This is a genomic window from Streptomyces bungoensis, assembly GCF_001514215.1.
Taxonomy (GTDB): domain Bacteria; phylum Actinomycetota; class Actinomycetes; order Streptomycetales; family Streptomycetaceae; genus Streptomyces; species Streptomyces bungoensis.
Window position 1 is genome coordinate 202,444 of record NZ_KQ948853.1, and the last position, 18,210, is coordinate 220,653.

General features: G+C 72.8%; 13 protein-coding genes. 9 read left to right on the forward strand and 4 right to left on the reverse strand.

Annotated features, from left to right (window positions below):
- Nucleotides 1-58 precede the first annotated feature (58 nt).
- Entirely contained in the window at nt 59-646 is a 588-nt protein-coding gene (locus AQJ66_RS08480; RefSeq protein ID WP_061918725.1) for a Uma2 family endonuclease, read from the reverse strand.
- Nucleotides 647-733: 87 nt separating this feature from the next.
- Nucleotides 734-1,417 (reverse strand): SGNH/GDSL hydrolase family protein, encoded by a 684-nt coding sequence (locus AQJ66_RS08485; protein ID WP_061918727.1) that lies wholly within the window; start codon nt 1,415-1,417, stop codon nt 734-736.
- An 88-nt stretch (nt 1,418-1,505) separates the two neighbouring features.
- Between AQJ66_RS08485 and AQJ66_RS08490 the strand changes: the two genes are divergently transcribed.
- Nucleotides 1,506-2,477: a hypothetical protein gene (locus AQJ66_RS08490; RefSeq protein WP_061918729.1), complete on the forward strand. Its 972-nt coding sequence runs from the start codon at nt 1,506-1,508 to the stop codon at nt 2,475-2,477.
- A 116-nt stretch (nt 2,478-2,593) separates the two neighbouring features.
- Nucleotides 2,594-4,141 carry a cellulase family glycosylhydrolase gene (locus AQJ66_RS08495; protein WP_061918731.1) on the forward strand — a complete coding sequence of 516 codons (1,548 nt, stop codon included), beginning with the start codon at nt 2,594-2,596 and terminating at the stop codon, nt 4,139-4,141.
- Between the two features lie 85 nt (nt 4,142-4,226).
- On the opposite strand, the gene serC is transcribed toward AQJ66_RS08495, so the two are convergent.
- Nucleotides 4,227-5,345 (reverse strand): phosphoserine transaminase, encoded by a 1,119-nt coding sequence (serC, locus tag AQJ66_RS08500; RefSeq protein ID WP_061918733.1) that lies wholly within the window; start codon nt 5,343-5,345, stop codon nt 4,227-4,229.
- 795 nt (nt 5,346-6,140) lie between these two features.
- On the opposite strand from serC, the gene AQJ66_RS08505 reads away from it, so the two are divergent.
- The 6 genes from AQJ66_RS08505 to AQJ66_RS08525 all read left to right on the forward strand — a co-directional run bounded on the left by AQJ66_RS08505 (nt 6,141) and on the right by AQJ66_RS08525 (nt 15,068).
- Nucleotides 6,141-9,023 carry an FAD-binding and (Fe-S)-binding domain-containing protein gene (locus tag AQJ66_RS08505; protein ID WP_061918735.1) on the forward strand — a complete coding sequence of 961 codons (2,883 nt, stop codon included), beginning with the start codon at nt 6,141-6,143 and terminating at the stop codon, nt 9,021-9,023.
- 221 nt (nt 9,024-9,244) lie between these two features.
- Complete coding sequence (locus AQJ66_RS40600) at nt 9,245-9,376, forward strand: hypothetical protein (protein WP_279617312.1); 132 nt, start codon at nt 9,245-9,247, stop codon at nt 9,374-9,376.
- A gap of 120 nt (nt 9,377-9,496) precedes the next feature.
- On the forward strand, nt 9,497-11,356 hold the full coding sequence (locus AQJ66_RS08510) for an ABC transporter ATP-binding protein (RefSeq protein ID WP_079060135.1): 1,860 nt from the start codon (nt 9,497-9,499) through the stop codon (nt 11,354-11,356).
- A gap of 111 nt (nt 11,357-11,467) precedes the next feature.
- Nucleotides 11,468-12,406 carry an EamA family transporter gene (locus AQJ66_RS08515; protein ID WP_079060136.1) on the forward strand — a complete coding sequence of 313 codons (939 nt, stop codon included), beginning with the start codon at nt 11,468-11,470 and terminating at the stop codon, nt 12,404-12,406.
- 179 nt (nt 12,407-12,585) lie between these two features.
- On the forward strand, nt 12,586-13,380 hold the full coding sequence (locus AQJ66_RS08520) for a TIGR03084 family metal-binding protein (protein WP_061918740.1): 795 nt from the start codon (nt 12,586-12,588) through the stop codon (nt 13,378-13,380).
- Entirely contained in the window at nt 13,377-15,068 is a 1,692-nt protein-coding gene (locus tag AQJ66_RS08525; protein WP_061918743.1) for an acyclic terpene utilization AtuA family protein, read from the forward strand. Before AQJ66_RS08520 ends, AQJ66_RS08525 begins: the two co-directional genes overlap by 4 nt.
- Before the next feature lie 35 nt (nt 15,069-15,103).
- Here the strand turns inward: AQJ66_RS08525 and AQJ66_RS08530 are convergent, their stop codons facing one another.
- Nucleotides 15,104-16,303 (reverse strand): RNA-guided endonuclease InsQ/TnpB family protein, encoded by a 1,200-nt coding sequence (locus tag AQJ66_RS08530; protein WP_061918745.1) that lies wholly within the window; start codon nt 16,301-16,303, stop codon nt 15,104-15,106.
- A gap of 308 nt (nt 16,304-16,611) precedes the next feature.
- On the opposite strand from AQJ66_RS08530, the gene AQJ66_RS08535 reads away from it, so the two are divergent.
- A complete protein-coding gene (locus AQJ66_RS08535; RefSeq protein ID WP_061918747.1) occupies nt 16,612-18,210 on the forward strand; it encodes an acyl-CoA carboxylase subunit beta in 1,599 nt (532 codons plus the stop codon).

Sequence of the window (18,210 nt, forward strand, 5' to 3'; positions counted from 1 at the left end):
GGTCCACCAGCCAACGGCGTGGAGTGCGCTCTAGGCAAGGGGCCGGTGACGCGCCCGGTCAGTCCCGGGGGAAGCCGTCGGTCCGCAGGACGAGGTCGACGACGGAGCCGGTCAGGTCGAGGTCGGTGCCGAAGTCCACCCGGACCGGGTCGCCGTAGTCGCCGTCCTTGGGGTCGGTGTAGACGTGGCAACGGCCCTGATAGGGATCGGCGATGACGTAGAGGGGGACCCCGGCCACCGCGTAGGCGGTCTTCTTGGGGCCGTAGTCGTTGCGGGCGGTGCCCTCGGAGATGACCTCGGCGACGAACTCGACGTCCTCGCAGCGCCAGCGGCCCTCGTCCTTCTTCGCCGAGTCCTTGAGCAGGGCGACGTCCGGACAGAAGCCGTTCTCATGACCGGGAAAGTCGATGCGGACGTCCGAGAGGACCCTGTCCATCCCGTACTTCTCCGCGACGGCTCCCGCGATACGGAAGATGATGGCCCAATGCGTGTCCCGCTGCGGCGTCATGTGGACGTTGCCCCCGACGATCTCGACCCTGTATCCCTCGGGGACGGGCATGCGCTCAAGACGTTCGAACCACTCGTCCAGACGCTTGGTGTTGGCGTCGGCGTCGGCCATCGCGATCCTGTCTTCGAGGACGGTCATCGTGGCGCTCCTCCCCGGCCGCCCACGGACAGATGCGGCCGCGCGGTACAACGATACGCACGGTGACCGGGACACGCCGGAATCAGGTCAAAGCGTTCCCGCCGCGTACGCCTGTCCGACCCCCCACGCCTCCGCCATCGCCCCCGCGAACGCCTCCGCGATCCGGTGCTCCCCGGACTCGTTGGGATGGGTGCCGTCGTAGGTGTCGGTGTGGATGTCGTAGCCCTCGGGCGGCGGGACCAGCAGGACCGGGGAGCGGGACTCGTCCAGGTCGGCGACGGCCTTGGCCAGCAGGTCGTTGAAGAGGTCCACCTGGGCGGCGAAGGGCTCGTCCGCCTCGGCCCGGATGTTCGGGATCACCGGGAGGAGCGCCATGCGGACGCGCGGGTTGGCCTCCCGGGCGCCGGCCACGAACGCCCGGACGTTCCCGGCCGTCTGCTCGGCGTTGGTGTAGAAGCCCAGGTCGATCAGGCCCAGGGAGACCAGGAGCACGTCGGCCCGGTAGTCCCGCACCGCCCCGCCTATCAGGGGGGCCATGTGCTGCCAGCCCTCGCCCCAGCCGGCCAGGTGGGCGCGGGGGAAGGCGGGGTCGGCGTAGGCCAGGGAGGTCGGGGCCCCGGCCTCCTTGTCGTACAGGGTCTCGCGCGGGCCCACGAAGGTGAACGGGGCGTCGTACGAGGTGCACAGGTGCCGCCACAACCGGTAGCGCCAGGTGTGCTGGCCCGGGCTCCCGATCGTCATGGAGTCGCCCACGGGCATGAACCTAAGCATCCGCTCATGATGGACGATCACGCCCGCGGGTGGGATGTGAAGCCCACCACGTCCGGCGAACGGCCGCGGGCAATGGCAGTCTTGGTCCATGCGTCGACCGTTCGCCCTGCTCGCCGGGGTCCTCCTCGCCGGTGCCTGCGCGCTGCCCGCCTCCGCCGCCGACGGCGACCAGGGCTTCACGATCAAGGACCCGAGGATCACCGAGTCCAGCGGCCTCGCCGCCTCTCACCTGCACCCCGGCATCTACTGGACGCACAACGACAGCTCCGACGGGCCCTACATCTACGCGGTGGACAGCCGGACCGGGAAGACCGTCGCCACCGTCACCCTGCGCGGCGTCGGCGCACCGCGCGACGTCGAGGCCATCTCCATCGGGCCGGGCCACCAGATCTACGTCGGGGACACGGGCGACAACTTCGGCGGGAGGTGGCCGTACGTGTGGATCTACCGGCTGCCCGAGCCGAAGGTGCTCAAGGACCAGACCGTCACCGCCACCCAGTACGTCGTGAAGTACTCCGACGGGCCCCGGGACGCCGAGTCGCTGATCGTCCACCCGAAGACCGGGCGGGTCTACATCATCGACAAGAAGGAGGACGGGGGGCACCTGTACGAGGGGCCGGCCCACCTGTCCGCCTCCGGCACGAACGTCTTCCGGCCGATCGCCCCCGTCGACCTGTGGGCCACCGACGCCGCCTTCTCCCCGGACGGCCGCCGGCTCGCCGTGCGCGGCTACTTCGGCGGGATCTTCTACGACTGGAACGGCGGCGACATCCGTCGCGAGGGCCGCCTCGACGTGCCCCTGCAGGGTCAGGGCGAGTCCCTCAGCTACTCGGCCGACGGCACCAAGCTCATGTACGGCAGCGAGGGCGCCGGCAGCTCGGTGGAGGCGCAGGACGCGCCCGGGGGCGCCGGCAAGTCCCCGTCCGCCCACGGCGGTTCCGCCGCGAGTGGACAGGGCGCGGGCGCGGACTCCAGGAGCCTCGGAATCGGTGCCGCGGCCGTCGGCGCGGGCGCGGTGGCCCTCCTCGGTCTGCGGCGCCTGCGGCGGCGGAGCCGGTAGCGACTCCGGTCCAGTGTCTTGACGTGAGCATGGTGCTCTCAGTTTCCTAGGGGGGCGCGGTGCATGGGAGCGCTCCCATGTTCCGGGGCCGCGCCTCCCCGAGAGGACCCAGCCACATGTTCCGCAGTCTGCGAAAAGTGCTGTGCGCCGCCGCGGCGGCGCTCCTCGTCCCCCTGGCCGGCGTCACGACGGCACACGCGGCCGTCCCGTCGGCCGCCGCCACCCCCGGAGCCGGTTACTGGCACACCAGCGGCCGGCAGATCCTGGACGCGGCCGGGCAGCCGGTCCGGATCGCCGGCATCAACTGGTTCGGCTTCGAGACCGGCAACCACGTCGTGCACGGCCTCTGGTCCCGCGACTACAAGAGCATGATCGACCAGATGAAGTCACTGGGCTACAACACCATCCGGCTGCCCTACAGCGACGACATCTTCAAAGCCGGCACCGTCCCCAACAGCATCGACTTCTCCGGCGGCAAGAACACCGACCTCCAGGGACTGGACTCCCTCCAGGTCATGGACAAGCTCGTGGCCTACGCGGGACAGGACGGCCTGAAGGTCATCCTCGACCGGCACCGCCCGGACTCCGCCGGCCAGTCGGCGCTCTGGTACACCTCGTCCGTCCCCGAGTCCACCTGGATCGCCAACCTGAAGTCCCTCGCGAACCGTTACCGGGGCCAGGACACCGTCATCGGCATCGACCTGCACAACGAACCCCACGACCCCGCCTGCTGGGGCTGCGGCGACCAGGCCACCGACTGGCGGCTCGCCGCCCAGCGCGCGGGCAACGCGGTCCTCTCCGTCAACCCCGACCTGCTGATCTTCGTCGAGGGCGTGCAGTCGTACAACGGCGTCTCCGGCTGGTGGGGCGGCAACCTGATGGGCGTCGCCCAGTACCCGGTGCAGCTCTCCGTGGCGAACCGGGTGGTGTACTCCGCCCACGACTACGCCACCAGCGTCGCCCAGCAGAGCTGGTTCAGCGACCCCTCGTTCCCCGCCAACATGCCGGGCGTGTGGGACAAGTACTGGGGCTACATCTTCAGGCAGAACATCGCCCCCGTGTGGGTCGGCGAGTTCGGCACCACCCTGCAGTCCACCGTGGACCAGAAGTGGCTGGCCGCGCTGGTGAGTTACCTGCGGCCCACGTCGACGTACGGGGCCGACGCCTTCCAGTGGACGTTCTGGTCCTGGAACCCCAACTCCGGTGACACCGGCGGGATCCTGAAGGACGACTGGACGACCGTGGACACCGTCAAGGACGGCTACCTGGCGAGCATCAAGGCGCCGCTGTTCCCGGGGACCGGCACGGGCGGGGGAACCGGTGGCGGGGGAACCGGCGGGGGAACCGGTGGCGGGGGCGGCACCGCCTCGTGCAGCGCCACCTACACCGTCAGCAGCGACTGGGGCAGCGGCTTCAACGCGGACGTGAAGGTCACCAACACCGGGACGACGGCGATCAGCGGCTGGAAGGTCACCTGGACCTGGAGCGGGTCGCAGAAGGTCACCAGCATGTGGAACGCCTCCTACACCCAGACCGGCTCGACCGTCACGGCCGTCAACGCCGACCACAACGGCACGGTCGCCGCGGGCGGTTCGGCGGGCTTCGGGTTCGGCGGAGCGCCCGGGGGCGGGGCGGTGCCCACCCTGACGTGCACGGCGGCATGAGACAGGCGCCATGAGAGAGGTGGCATGAGAAAAGGGCGCCCGGTGTCCGCCGGGCGCCCTTCGCCGTCGCGTCGGACGGCTGGAGCTAGAGCTTCTCGATCACGTAGTCGACGCACTTCGTCAGGGCCTCGACGTCCGCCGGGTCGATCGCCGGGAACATCGCGATGCGCAGCTGGTTGCGGCCGAGCTTGCGGTACGGCTCGGTGTCGACGATGCCGTTGGCGCGCAGCACCTTGGCGACGGCGGCCGCGTCGATCTCGTCGGCGAAGTCGATGGTGCCGATGACCTGCGAGCGCTTGGCCGGGTCGGAGACGAACGGCGTCGCGTACTTGGACTCCTCCGCCCAGGTGTACAGGCGGGTCGAGGAGTCCTTCGTGCGGGCCGTGGTCCAGTCGAGGCCGCCCTGGCCGTTCATCCACTCCAGCTGCTGGTTCAGCAGGAAGAGGGTGGCGAGGGCCGGGGTGTTGTACGTCTGGTTCTTGCGGGAGTTGTCGATCGCCGTCGGCAGGCTGAAGAACTCCGGGACGTGCCGGCCGGACGCGTGGACGCGCTCGGCGCGCTCGATGGCGGCCGGGGAGAAGACGCCGATCCACAGGCCGCCGTCGGAGGCGAAGGACTTCTGCGGGGCGAAGTAGTAGACGTCGGTCTCGGAGACGTCCACCGGGAGGCCGCCGGCGCCCGAGGTGGCGTCCACGAGGACCAGCGCGCCCTCGTCGGCCCCCTCGACCCGCTTGATCGGCATGGCGACGCCGGTCGAGGTCTCGTTGTGGGTGTAGGCGTAGACGTCGACGCCCGCCTCGGCCCGCGGCTCCGGGTGGGTGCCCGGGTCGGTGGCGACGACGGTCGGCTCGGCCAGCCAGGGGGCGAGCTTGGCCGCCTTGGCGAACTTCGAGGAGAACTCGCCGAAGCTGAGGTGCTGCGACTTGTTCTCGATCAGCCCGTGGGTGGCGATGTCCCAGAAGGCGGTGGAGCCGCCGTTGCCGAGGATGACCTCGTAGCCCTCGGGGAGCGAGAACAGGGAGCTGATGCCCTCGCGGACCTGGCCCACGAGGTTCTTCACGGGGGCCTGTCGGTGGGAGGTGCCCAGCAGAGACGTACCGGTGGCGGCGAGGGCGTCCAGCGCCTCGGTGCGCACCTTGGAGGGGCCCGCGCCGAAGCGTCCGTCGGCGGGCTTGATGTCAGCGGGGATCTGGATGTCGGCCACGGAAAGGAGGTTAGCGGCTGGGGGAAACCGGGGCGAAACCTCGTCCGTCCGGTGAGACGGTGTCGTGGCCGGAACCGGTCGGCCGGGCGCGCGATGACGGATGCCGGCGGGCGGGGGAGCGGTCGGGCGGGCGGGGTCTCGTGGGGGAGTCGCGTCGGGTGGTGGGGGCGGGGCCGTCCGGGGCGCCGATGGCGTGGCGGCCCCCCTGCGGGTGTGCCGGGAGCGCGGGTGGGTGGTCGCCCGGGAGGCGGTGCCGTGGCCGGGGCGGGCGGTGGCGCGGGCGGGACGGCCTCTCTCGCGGGCGGGTTGCGCCGGTTGGTCCGGGGCGAGGTCGCTCGGGGTGGTCGCGCCCCTGAGCGTCGGTGACGTGGCGGCCGTCCCGGGACGCGCCGGACGGGGGGACGGCGGTGGTGGCCGAGAGGCGGTGTCGTGGCGGGGCGGGCTGGTGGGCCGCTCGGCACGACGGATCGTGCGGGCGGGACGGGTTCCCTCGCGGGCGGGTTGCGCCGGGTGGTCCAGGCAAGTTCGCTGGGGTGGTCGCGCCCCTGACCGTCGGCGACGTGACGGCCGTCCTGTGGACACGCCGGGCGGGGAGACGGCGGTGGTCGCCCGGAGGCCGTGTCGTGGCCGGGACCGGCCGGTCGGCACGACGGATCGTGCGGGCGGGACGGCCTCTCTCGCGGGCGGGCCGCGCCGGGTGGTCCGGGCCAGGAAGCTCGGGGTGGTCGCGCCCCTGACCGTCGGGTGACCCGGGAGGCGGGGTCGTGGTCGCGGTGGGCTGGTTAGCTGGGCGGTATGACGGATCGTGCGGGTGGGACGGCCTCTCTCGTGGGTGAGTTGCGCCGTGTGGTGCGGGGCGAGGTCGGGTTCGACGCGACCTCCCGGGCGCTGACGACCATGGACGCGTCCAACTACCGTCGGGTCCCGCTCGGGGTGGTCGCGCCCCGGGACGCCGACGACGTGGCGGCCGTCCTGGAGGTGTGCCGGGAGCGGGGGATTCCGGTGGTCGCGCGGGGCGGCGGGACCTCGATCGCGGGGCAGGCGACCGGGGTCGGCGTGGTGCTGGACTTCACCCGGCACATGAACCGGCTGCTCGCGCTCGACCCCGCCGCGCGCACGGCCGTCGTGCAGCCCGGCCTGGTCCTGGACCGGTTGCAGGAGGCCGCCGCCCCGCACGGCCTGCGCTTCGGCCCCGACCCGTCCACGCACGGCCGGTGCACGCTCGGCGGGATGATCGGCAACAACTCGTGCGGCGCGCACTCGGTCGCCTGGGGCACGACGGCGGACAGCGTCCGGGAGCTGTCCGTGCTCACCGCCCGCGGGCGGCTGCTGCGGCCCGGACGGGACTGGGCCGGCGCCCCGGAGGGGCTGCGCGCACTCGTGGAGGGCGAACTGGCGCGGCTGCGCACCGGGTTCCCCGACCTGCCCCGCCGCATCTCCGGGTACGCACTGGACGCCCTGCTGCCCGAGCGCGGTGCCGACGTCGCCCGCTCCTTCTGCGGCTCGGAGGGCACCCTCGGCATCCTGACGGAGGCGGTCGTACGGCTCGTGGAGGCGCCCCGCGCCCGGGCGCTGGCGGTACTGGGTTACGCCGACGAGAGCGCCGCCGCCGAGGCGGCCGCCGGGCTGCTGCCGCTCGGGCCGCTGACGGTGGAGGGCATGGCGGCCGACCTGGTGCGCTCGCCGGCCGGGCTGCCGCGGGGCGGTGCCTGGCTGTTCGTGGAGACCGGCGGGGCGACGGCGGGCGAGGCCCGCGCGCGGGCGGAGGCGATCGTCCGCGCGGCCGACGTCGTCGGCTCCCTGGTGGTGACCGATCCGGCCGCGCAGCGCGCCCTGTGGCGCATCCGCGAGGACGCCAGCGGCACGGCGACCCGGATACCTGGGGGCACCTCCCGGACGAAGTCTGGGGGAGGCACGGAGGCCTGGCCCGGCTGGGAGGACTGCGCGGTGCCGCCCGCCCGGCTCGGCGCCTACCTGCGCGACTTCCGCGCCCTGCTCGCCGGCCACGGCCTGCGCGGCACGCCGTACGGGCACTTCGGCGACGGCTGCATCCACGTCCGCATCGACTTCGACCTGCTCACCGAGGCCGGCGTCGGCCGCTTCCGGCGCTTCTCCGAGGACCTGGCCGACCTGGTCGTCGCCCACGGCGGCTCGCTGTCCGGGGAGCACGGCGACGGCCGGGCCCGCGCGGAGCTGCTGCCCCGCATGTACGGCGCCGAGACCGTGCGGCTGTTCGAGCGGGCCAAGGCGGTCTGGGACCCCGACGACCTGCTCAACCCCGGCATGCTGGTCCGCCCGGCCCCCCTGGACACCGATCTCCGCTTCTCCGTGCTGCCCCGCCGCCCGGTGGACGTCGCCTTCGGCTACCCGGCCGACGGCGGCGACTTCCGCGCGGCCGTCCGCCGCTGCGTCGGCGTCGCCAAGTGCCGTACGGCCACGTCGGCGGGACCGGCGGTGATGTGCCCCTCGTTCCGGGTGACGGGCGAGGAGGAGCACTCCACGCGGGGGCGTGCCCGGCTGCTGCACGAGATGCTCGCCGGCGAGATCGTCACCGGCGGGTGGCGCTCCACGGAGGTCCGGGACGCGCTGGACCTGTGCCTGTCCTGCAAGGGCTGCCGCTCCGACTGCCCGGTCGGCGTGGACATGGCCACGTACAAGGCGGAGTTCCTGCACCACCACTACGCGGGCCGGCGCCGCCCGGCCGCGCACCACGTGCTGGGCCGGCTGCCCGAGTGGCTGCGCGCCGTGGCGCGGACGGGCACGGCCGCGCTGGTCAACCGGCTGGCCTCCGTCACCGTGGCGGCACGCCTGGGCAAGCGGCTGGCCGGGATCGCGCCGGAGCGGGACGTCCCGGGGATCGCCGAGGAGACCTTCACCCGCTGGTGGCGGCGCCGGGGCGGCGGCCGGGCCGCCGGGGACCCGGTCGTGCTGTGGCCGGACACCTTCACCGAGCACCTCTCGCCCCAGGTGGGCCGGGCGGCCGTACGGGTGCTGGAGGCCGCCGGGCTGCGGGTGGAGCTGCCGCCGGCGGGCCGCCGGGGCCGCGTCTGCTGCGGTCTGACCTACGTCTCCACGGGCCAGCTCGACCGCGCCCGCGCCGTGCTGCGCCGCACGCTGGACGTGATGGAGCCGGTGCTGCGGGCCGGGGCCCCGGTCGTGGTCCTGGAGCCGAGCTGCGCGGCGGCCCTGCGCGGCGACCTCCCGGAACTCCTGCACGACGACCCGCGCGCCGCCCGTCTCGCCGCGGTGGTCCGCACCTTCGCCGAGACCCTGGAGGAGCACGCGCCCGAGTGGACCCCGCCGGCCGCGGACCGCCCCGTCGCCGGTCAGACCCACTGCCACCAGCACGCCGTCCTCGGTGACGCCGCCGACCGCCGCCTGCGCGAGTCGGCCGGCCTGACCGGTGACCTGAGCGGCGGCTGCTGCGGCCTGGCGGGCAACTTCGGCTTCGAGAAGGGCCACTTCGAGGTGTCCCGGGCCTGCGCGGAGGAACAGCTGCTGCCGGCGGTACGGGCGGCGGCCGGGGGCACGGTGATCCTCGCGGACGGCTACTCCTGCCGCACCCAGCTGGAGCAGCTGGCCGGCGTCCGGGGCCGGCACCTGGCGGAAGTGCTGGCGGAGGGGCTCGACGGGGGGCCGGACGGGGATTCGGAGGGGGCCACCGGCACCGGCCGATAAGCCGGCTCCCAGGTTCCCCGGCGCATTCTCAGGCTCGCGCCGGTCTCTCAGGAATTCCCCAGGAATTCCAAGGTGTTCACAGCGCCCCTTTGCCATTTTTACCGTCCGGCCGCCCGGGCGGCAGGTAGTTTCTTCGGTGTCGGGAACACCGGACGCGGAAATTCCCGGACAGTGAACTGTGAACCGCAAAGAGCCGAACCGTCTAGAACCAGGAGTCGGAAATGAGCTTCAGGAAGCTTGCCCCGCTGCCCCCCAAGCCCAAGTCGAAGCAGCTCCCGCCGCCGCCGAAGCCGAAGGCGAAGAAGCACGCGCACAAGCCGCTGCCCAAGCCGCTGCCCGGTCACGATCGCTGAACCGGCTGAACCGGCGCTGAACGGAAAGGGGTCGATGGTGCACCGTCGGCCCCTTTCTGTATTCGTTCCCGATTAGTTCGGGGCGGTGGCGGCCCAAACGGCCGCAGAAGGGAATACGTCATGGACGCCGAGGGTGATGAACACGAATACGGCACCCCTTCCATTCCGGCCCGCACGGCGTTTCGCCGTTTCTGGCCGCTGACCCGGGGTCTGCGCGGCCCGCTGCTGCTGGTCTGGGTGTGCACGGTGCTGGCCGCACTGGCCGAGACCGGGGCCGTCCTGCTCTTCGGCGACCTCACCGACCACGCCCTGGCGACGGGCTCGCTCGGCGCGTTCTGGGCGCCGGCCGTGGAGTGGCTGGGCATCGCGGTGGCCGGCGCCCTCGTCGCGTACGCGGGCAACTCGATCGCCGCGTGGGTGACCGAGCGGTTCGTGCTGCGGCTGCGTGAGCACGTCTTCGACCATGTGCAGCAGCTGCCCCCGCACTTCTTCCAGCGCCACCGCCAGGGCGACCTGCTCTCCCGGCTGACCGGCGACGTCGAGGCGATCGAGACGATGGTCGTGTCGGGGCTGGTGGGCGCCGCCTCGGCCGCATTCTCCGCGTTCTTCTACGCGGCCGCCGCGTTCTGGCTGCGCTGGGACCTGGCCGCCGCCACCTTCGTCCTCGCGCCCCTGTTCTGGCTGGCCGCCCGCCGCTTCTCCGGTTCCCTCGGGGCCGTGTCCCGCGAGGGCCGGGTCGCCGACGGCGCGATCACCTCCGTCGTCGAGGAGTCGCTCGGCAACATCGTGCTGACCCAGGCCTACGGCCGGCGCGACGCCGAGCGCCGCCGGCTGCGCGAGGAGGCGAACGCCTGGTTCCGCGCCTCCGTCCGGTCCACCCGCCTGAACGAGGCGTACGAGCAGCTCGTCCAGGTCATCGAGACGGTGTGCGTGCTCGCCGTGATCGGCATCGGCGCCTGGGAGATCTCCACCGGCCGGATGACCCTCGGCCGGCTCCTCGCCTTCGCCGCGTTCCTCGGCTACCTCTATCCGCCGGTGCGCGGCCTCGCCCAGCTCGGGCTCACGGTCACCGCGGCCACCGCGGGTGCCGAGCGGCTCATCGAGATCCTGGACGCCCGTCCGTCGGTGCGCGACCCCCGGCGTCCCACGGAGACCGGCCGCCCGGACGGCACCGTCGAGGTCCAGGACGTCTCCTTCCGCTACCCGGGCGCCGACCGGGCCGCCCTGGAGAGGCTGTCCTTCACCGTCACCCCCGGCGAGCTGGTCATCGTCACCGGCCCGAGCGGCGCCGGGAAGTCCACCGTCTCGAAGCTGCTGCTGCGCTTCTACGACCCCGACGCCGGCCGGATCCTGCTGGACGGCGTCCGCCTGCGGGACTACCCGCTGGCCCGCCTGCGCGAGTACGTCACCCTGCTGCCGCAGGAGACCCTGGTGCTGCACGACACGGTCCGCGCCAACATCGCCTGCGGCCGGCCCGGCGCCGGCGACCGGGCGATCGAGGAGGCGGCCCGGGCGGCGGACGCCCACGACTTCATCGTCCGGCTGCCCGACGGCTACGACACCCGGGTCGACCCGAACACGGCCCGCCTGTCCGGCGGTCAGCTCCAGCGCCTGGCCATCGCCCGCGCCCTCCTGCGCGACGCGCCCGTGCTGGTCTTGGACGAGCCGACCACGGGCCTGGACGCGCTGGCCGCCCGCCGGGTCGTCAAGCCGCTGCGCCGGCTGATGGCGGGCCGTACGACCATCATGATCACCCACGACCTCAACCTCGCCCCGGACGCCGACCGCATCCTGGTCGTGGACCGCGGCCGGATCGTCGAGACGGGCCGCCACGAGGAGCTGCTCGCCCGCGGCGGGGCGTACGCGCGGCTGCACCGCTCGCAGAACGGCGCGGTGACGGACACGGCCGAGCTGCGCCTGCCGCTGTGGCCGGAGCCGCCCGCTCGGGCACCGGCTCCGGTCTCCTGGCCGGGCGCGTGATGTCAGCATGTGGGACAGTGGCATAAGTGGTTTACGCACCTGTTGAAGGTCATTACCCTGAACCTGCCAGTGCATCGTGATGAACACCGTCGACCAAGCGGCAGGACCACCGTGAGTGCTACCTCCAGTACCACCAGCTCCGCCACGCCCACGCCGGTCGCCCCGGGCGGAGGGCGCGGCCGCTTCGGCTCCTTCGGGCCCGTCGGCCTGGTGCTGGCCGGCGGGGTCTCGGTCCAGTTCGGCGCCGGGCTCGCGGTGACCCTGATGCCGCGGGCCGGAGCGCTCGGCGTCGTCACGCTGCGGCTGCTGGCGGCGGCCGTCGTCCTGCTCCTGGCCTGCCGTCCGCGGCTGCGCGGCCACTCCCGCGGCGACTGGGCGACGGTGGTCGTCTTCGGCATCACCCTGGGCGGGATGAACGGCTTCTTCTACGAGGCGGTGGCCCGCATCCCGCTGGGTGCCGCGGTCACCCTGGAGGTCCTCGGCCCGCTCACCCTGTCCGTCCTGGGCTCCCGCCGCGCGATCAACGCACTGTGGGCCGGTCTCGCCCTGGCGGGCGTCTTCCTGCTCGGCGGCGGGGGCTTCAGCGGCATCGACCCCGTCGGTGTCGGCTTCGCCCTGGGCGCCGGTGCCATGTGGGCCGCCTACATCGTCTTCAGCGCCCGGACGGGCCGCCGGTTCCCCCAGGCGGACGGGCTGGCCCTCGCCATGGCGGTCGGCGCCCTCCTGATCCTGCCCCTGGGGATCGCCGACGCCGGCAGCCGGCTGCTGAACCCCACCACCGTCGCCCTGGGCTCGGCGGTGGCGCTCCTGTCCTCGGTCCTGCCCTACACCCTGGAACTCATCGCCCTGCGCCGCCTGCCCTCCTCCACCTTCGCCATCCTCATGAGCCTGGAACCGGCCCTCGCGGCCACGGCCGGCTTCCTGATCCTCGGCCAGTCCCTCTCCGCCGCCCAGGCGGCCGCGATCGCCCTGGTCATCGCGGCGAGCATCGGCGCCGTACGCACCCAGGTCGGCGGCGCCAGGCTGCGCGCGAAGGCCCCGGACGCCTGACCGGGCGCGCCCGGCGGCCGACCCCTGCCACAGGCCCCCCGAGGTAACCGTCCTCGTCGGGCGCCGGCCGACGGTACTGCGCCGGGGGCGTCAGGCACCCGCCGTCTTCCGGCGCGTCTCCGTGCCAAATTCATGCAAGCATGCTTGATTGTTTCTCGCCCCGCTGCCATGCTCCCCCCATGGCCGACCCGACGCCCGTCATCGACGACCTGCGTGCCGAGAGCGACGAACTGGACTTGCTCGTAGCCGAGTTGAGCCCCGAGCAGTGGAGCCTTCCCACTCCGGCACCCGGCTGGTCCGTCGCCCACCAGATCGCGCACCTCGCCTGGACCGACCACTCCGCGCTGCTGGCCGTCACCGACGCCGACGCCTTCCGGGGCCTGGTCGAGAAGGCACTCGCCGCCCCCGGCTCGTTCTTGGACGAGGGGGCGGAGGAGGGTGCGCGCCTGCCGCGCACCGAGCTGCTGTCGACGTGGCGCGCGGGGCGGGCCGCCCTCGACCGGGCGCTGCGCGCCGCGCCGCCCGGCGCCCGCTTCCCCTGGTACGGCCCACCCATGTCCGCCGCCTCCATGGCCACCGCCCGGCTCATGGAGACCTGGGCCCACTCGCTGGACGTGGCCGACGCCCTGAGTGTGGAGCGCCCACCCACCGACCGGCTCCGTCATGTGGCCCGGCTCGGGGTGCGCACCCGCGACTTCGCCTTCGGGGTGCACGGACTCACCCCGCCCGCGGACGAGTTCCGGGTGGAACTGGCCGCGCCGGGCGGCGAGGTGTGGGCCTACGGCCCGCAGGACGCCGCGCAGCGCGTCACCGGCCCCGCCCTCGACTTCTGCCTCCTCGTCACCCAGCGCGCCCACCGCGCCGACCTCGCCCTGCGCGCCCAGGGCCCGGACGCCGACCGCTGGCTCGGCATCGCGCAGGCGTTCGCGGGACCGCCCGGCACCGGCCGCCCCGCGAAGGAGGCCGGACGGTGAGGGCGCTGCGCGTCGGCAACTTCTCCGGCTTCTACGGCGACCGCGCGGACGCCCTGCGCGAGATGCTCACCGGTGGCGAGGTCGACGTCCTCACCGGCGACTACCTCGCCGAACTCACCATGCTCATCCTCGGCCGCGACCGCCTGAAGGACCCGGACGCCGGATACGCCCGCACCTTCCTGAGCCGGCTGGAGGACTGCCTCGGCCTCGCCCACGAGCGCGGGGTGCGGATCGTCACCAACGCGGGCGGCCTCAACCCGGCCGGACTCGCCGACGCCGTCCGCCGGCTGGCCGAGCGGCTGGGCGTCCCCGTCCGGGTCGCCCACGTCGAGGGCGACGACCTGGGCGCGGCCCACCCCGGAGCCCTCGCCGCCCACGCCTACCTCGGCGGCTTCGGCATCGCCGCGTGCCTGCGGGCCGGCGCCGACGTCGTGATCACCGGTCGGGTGACCGACGCGGCCCTCGTCACCGGGCCCGCCGCCGCCCACTTCGGCTGGCAGCCGGGGGAGTACGACCGCCTCGCCGGCGCCGTCGTCGCCGGGCACGTCCTGGAGTGCGGAACCCAGGCGACCGGCGGGAACTACGCGTTCTTCCGGGAGGGGGACGTCCGCCGGCCCGGCTTCCCGCTGGCCGAGATCCACGCCGACGGCAGCAGCGTCGTCACCAAGCACCCCGGCACCGGCGGCTTCGTCGACGTCGGCACGGTCACCGCCCAGCTGCTCTACGAGACCGGCGGCGCCCGCTACCTCGGCCCCGACGTCACCGCCCGCCTGGACACCGCACGGCTCGCCCAGGACGGGCCGGACCGGGTGCGGATCGAGGGCGTGCGCGGCGAGGCCCCGCCGCCGACCCTCAAGGTCGGACTCAACCGGCTCGGCGGGTTCCGCAACGAGGTGGTGTTCGTCCTGACCGGACTCGACATCGAGGCCAAGGCCGCGCTGGTCCGCGAGCAGCTGGCCGACGCGCTCGCCAAGGCGCCGCCCGCCGAGGTGCGCTGGGACCTCGTCCGCACCGACCGGGCCGACGCGGGCACCGAGGAGACGGCCAGCGCCCTGCTGCGGCTCGTCGTACGGGACCCCGACCAGCGTCTCGTCGGCCGGGCGCTCAGCGGGGCCGCCATCGAACTCGCCCTCGCCAGCTACCCCGGCTTCCACGTGCCGGCGCCACCCGGGAAGGGCGCCCCCTACGGGGTCTTCGAGGAGGCGTACGTCCCCCAGGACGCCGTCGACCACGTGGCGGTCCTCCCCGACGGGCGCCGGGTGACCGTGGCACCGGCCCCGGACGCCTCCGCGCACGCGACCGCCGCACCGGACCCGCTCCCCGAGCCCCCGCTGCCCGAGCCGCTGCCGCCCGGCCCCACCCGCCGCGCCCCCCTCGGCCTGGTCGCCGGAGCCCGCAGCGGCGACAAGGGCGGCAACGCCAACGTGGGCGTGTGGGCGCGCTCGGACGACGCCTGGCGGTGGCTCGCCCACGAGCTGACCGCCGGCCGCTTCCGGGAACTCATCCCCGAGAGCCGGGACCTGCCCGTCACCCGGCACGTGCTGCCCAACCTCCGCGCGGTCAACTTCGTCGTCGAAGGCATCCTCGGCGCCGGCGTCGCCGCGCAGGCCCGCTTCGACCCGCAGGCCAAGGCCCTCGGCGAATGGCTGCGCTCCCGCCACCTGGACATCCCGGAGGCCCTGCTTTGACCGCTCCCCCTTTGAAGGACAGGGGAATTCCTGGCTCAGGCGGCCTTTTGGAGCAGCGCTCCAGGAGGACTTACGCCATCGGCGCCAGCCGGGTTCAGACCAGCCCGGACCAGCATCACGTGGGCGGAGTTCTTGTCTCTGGGAGAGACGGCTCCGCACGCGGTGCAGGTGTAGGTACGTTGCGAAAGGGGAAGTGCGTGCTTGGTTCTCGCTCCGCACGACGCACAGTCCATGGTGGTGTGTGCGGGGTGTACCAGGCGGACGTCGCCCCCGTGCTTGCGGCCCATCTCGATCAGAGCCTTCTTGGTGGCGCCGATTGCGGCGTCTGCGGCCTTGCGCGCCATGTTCGTCTTGGCGAGGAACTTCGGCCTGAAGTCCTCGACCGCTACTGCGTCATGGTCCCGCACGACTCGCTTGGCCCATTTGCGGGCGGTGTCCGCTCTCTGCCGGGCGATCTTCTGGTAGGCCTTTGCTCGCCACTTCTTCGCCTTTTGGTAGCCCTTCGACTTGGGCTGTCCCCTCTGAGGCGTGCGGCGGGCCATCATCCGGTCGTAGCGGGACACCCTTGTCTTGGCCTTCTTGCCATGCTCAGGATGAGGAAGATCGTGCGTGTCGCTGGTGGTGGTCGCGATCTCCTTGATGCCCCAGTCAACGCCGAGCACTTGGCCGGTCTCCGGCAGCTGCTCGACCTGGGTGGGGACGACGAACGAGGCGTACCAGTCGCCAACACTGTCCCGGTACACCCGCACCGACGACGGTTCGGCAGGCAGATCACGCGACCACACCACAGTCAGCACGATCCTGCCTGCCAGGTGCAGTCGGCCGTTCTTGAGTCGGAAGCCGCGACGGGTGTAGTTGAGACTCGGATTGGCTTGGTGCTTCTTCCTGTAACCCGGCATTCCGGCCCGCAGCCTTACCGGCAGCTGCTTTTTGATGTCCCCCAGTGCTTTCGTACGAGACTTGCCAAAGTCACGGATCAACTGCTGCTGGGGTACCGATGCTCCCTCAGCCAGCCAAGGGGTGATGGCGCGAGCGTGCGTCAGCATCCGGTCCAGCCGTGCCGGACCGCACTCTTCCCCGTCCGTATGGGCCTTCTTCGAGCGGGCCACGCACTCATTCCACAGCCAACGGCACCGGTCCCACTCCGCCAGAAGGGCCGTACGGGCGGTGGCCGACACCCGCAGCCGGTAGGTGTACCGAACATGTCCCGTCCCATCCGCTTCTTCCGCTGCCATTCCGTCACCCCCTCGCTCACGCCCGGCACTGCTCATCCGACCTCCGGGACCCGACCCTACGTACGACGCCCGCATGCCAGTACCGGCGTTTCGCCGAGACCACCCCAACGAGGCGACTTGGAAACAAACGTTCGCCTGCCTGAATGTCGCCAGTCTTTGCGTGTGGAGGCGTCACGCTGCGAAATGGCGGACGGTGCCACACTCGGCTTTGTGGCTGCAGCGGAAGGCGATTCCTGTATCCCCGCCGTGGCCTGCCCGAGCCCCCATTCCCCCCGGCTCAGCAGCCAGGGCGCTTCAGGAGGTACGTGGTGACCGTCCTGACCTCGGCCCTGGATACGGCCGGCCCCGACCACCGCGCCCACCGCGACGCCATGCTCGCCAAGCTCGCCGAGCTCGACGCCGAACACGCCAAGGCCCTCGCCGGCGGCGGCGAGAAGTACGTCCAGCGGCACCGCGCACGCGGCAAGCTGCTCGCCCGGGAGCGCATCGAGCTCCTCCTCGACCCCGACACGCCCTTCCTGGAGCTGTCCCCGCTGGCCGGCTGGGGCAGCGAGTACACGGTGGGCGCCTCGCTGGTCACCGGCATCGGCGTCGTCGAGGGCGTCGAGTGCCTGATCACCGCCAACGACCCGACCGTGCGCGGCGGCGCCAGCAACCCGTGGAGCCTGAAGAAGGCCCTGCGCGCCAACGACATCGCGCTCGCCAACCGGCTGCCCTGCATCAGCCTCGTCGAGTCCGGCGGCGCCGACCTGCCCTCCCAGAAGGAGATCTTCATCCCCGGCGGCGCCATCTTCCGGGACCTCACCCGGCTGTCGGCCGCCGGCATCCCCACCGTCGCCGTCGTCTTCGGCAACTCCACCGCCGGCGGCGCCTACATCCCCGGCATGTCCGACCACGTCATCATGGTCAAGGAGCGGGCCAAGGTCTTCCTCGGCGGGCCGCCCCTGGTGAAGATGGCGACCGGCGAGGAGAGCGACGACGAGTCCCTGGGCGGCGCGGAGATGCACGCCCGGGTGTCCGGCCTCGCCGACTACTTCGCCGTGGACGAGCAGGACGCGTTGCGCCAGGCGCGCCGCGTCGTCGCCCGCCTGAACCACCGCAAGGCCCACCCCGATCCGCCCGCCGCCGAGCCGCCCCAGTACGACGCCGAGGAACTCCTCGGCATCGTCCCGGAGGACCTGAAGACCCCCTTCGACCCCCGCGAGGTCATCGCGCGGATCGTCGACGCCTCCGACTTCGACGAGTTCAAGCCGCTGTACGGCACCAGCCTCGCCACCGGCTGGGCGACCCTGCACGGCTACCCCGTCGGCATCCTCGCCAACGCCCAGGGCGTGCTGTTCAGTGCCGAGTCGCAGAAGGCCGCCCAGTTCATCCAGCTCGCCAACCAGCGCGACATCCCGCTGCTGTTCCTGCACAACACCACCGGCTACATGGTCGGCAGCCAGTACGAGCAGGGCGGCATCATCAAGCACGGCGCCATGATGATCAACGCGGTCAGCAACAGCCGCGTCCCCCACCTGTCCGTCCTGATGGGCGCCTCCTACGGCGCCGGGCACTACGGCATGTGCGGGCGCGCCTACGACCCCCGCTTCCTGTTCGCCTGGCCCAGCGCCAAGTCCGCCGTCATGGGCCCGCAGCAGCTCGCCGGCGTGCTGTCGATCGTCGCCCGGCAGTCGGCCGCCGCCAAGGGCCGGCCCTACGACGACGACGCGGACGCCGCCCTGCGCGCCATGGTGGAGCAGCAGATCGAGTCCGAGTCTCTGCCGATGTTCCTGTCCGGGCGGCTGTACGACGACGGCGTCATCGACCCGCGCGACACCCGCACCGTCCTCGGCCTGTGCCTGTCCGCCGTCCACACCGCCCCCTACGAGGGCGCGCGGGGCGGCTTCGGCGTCTTCCGGATGTGA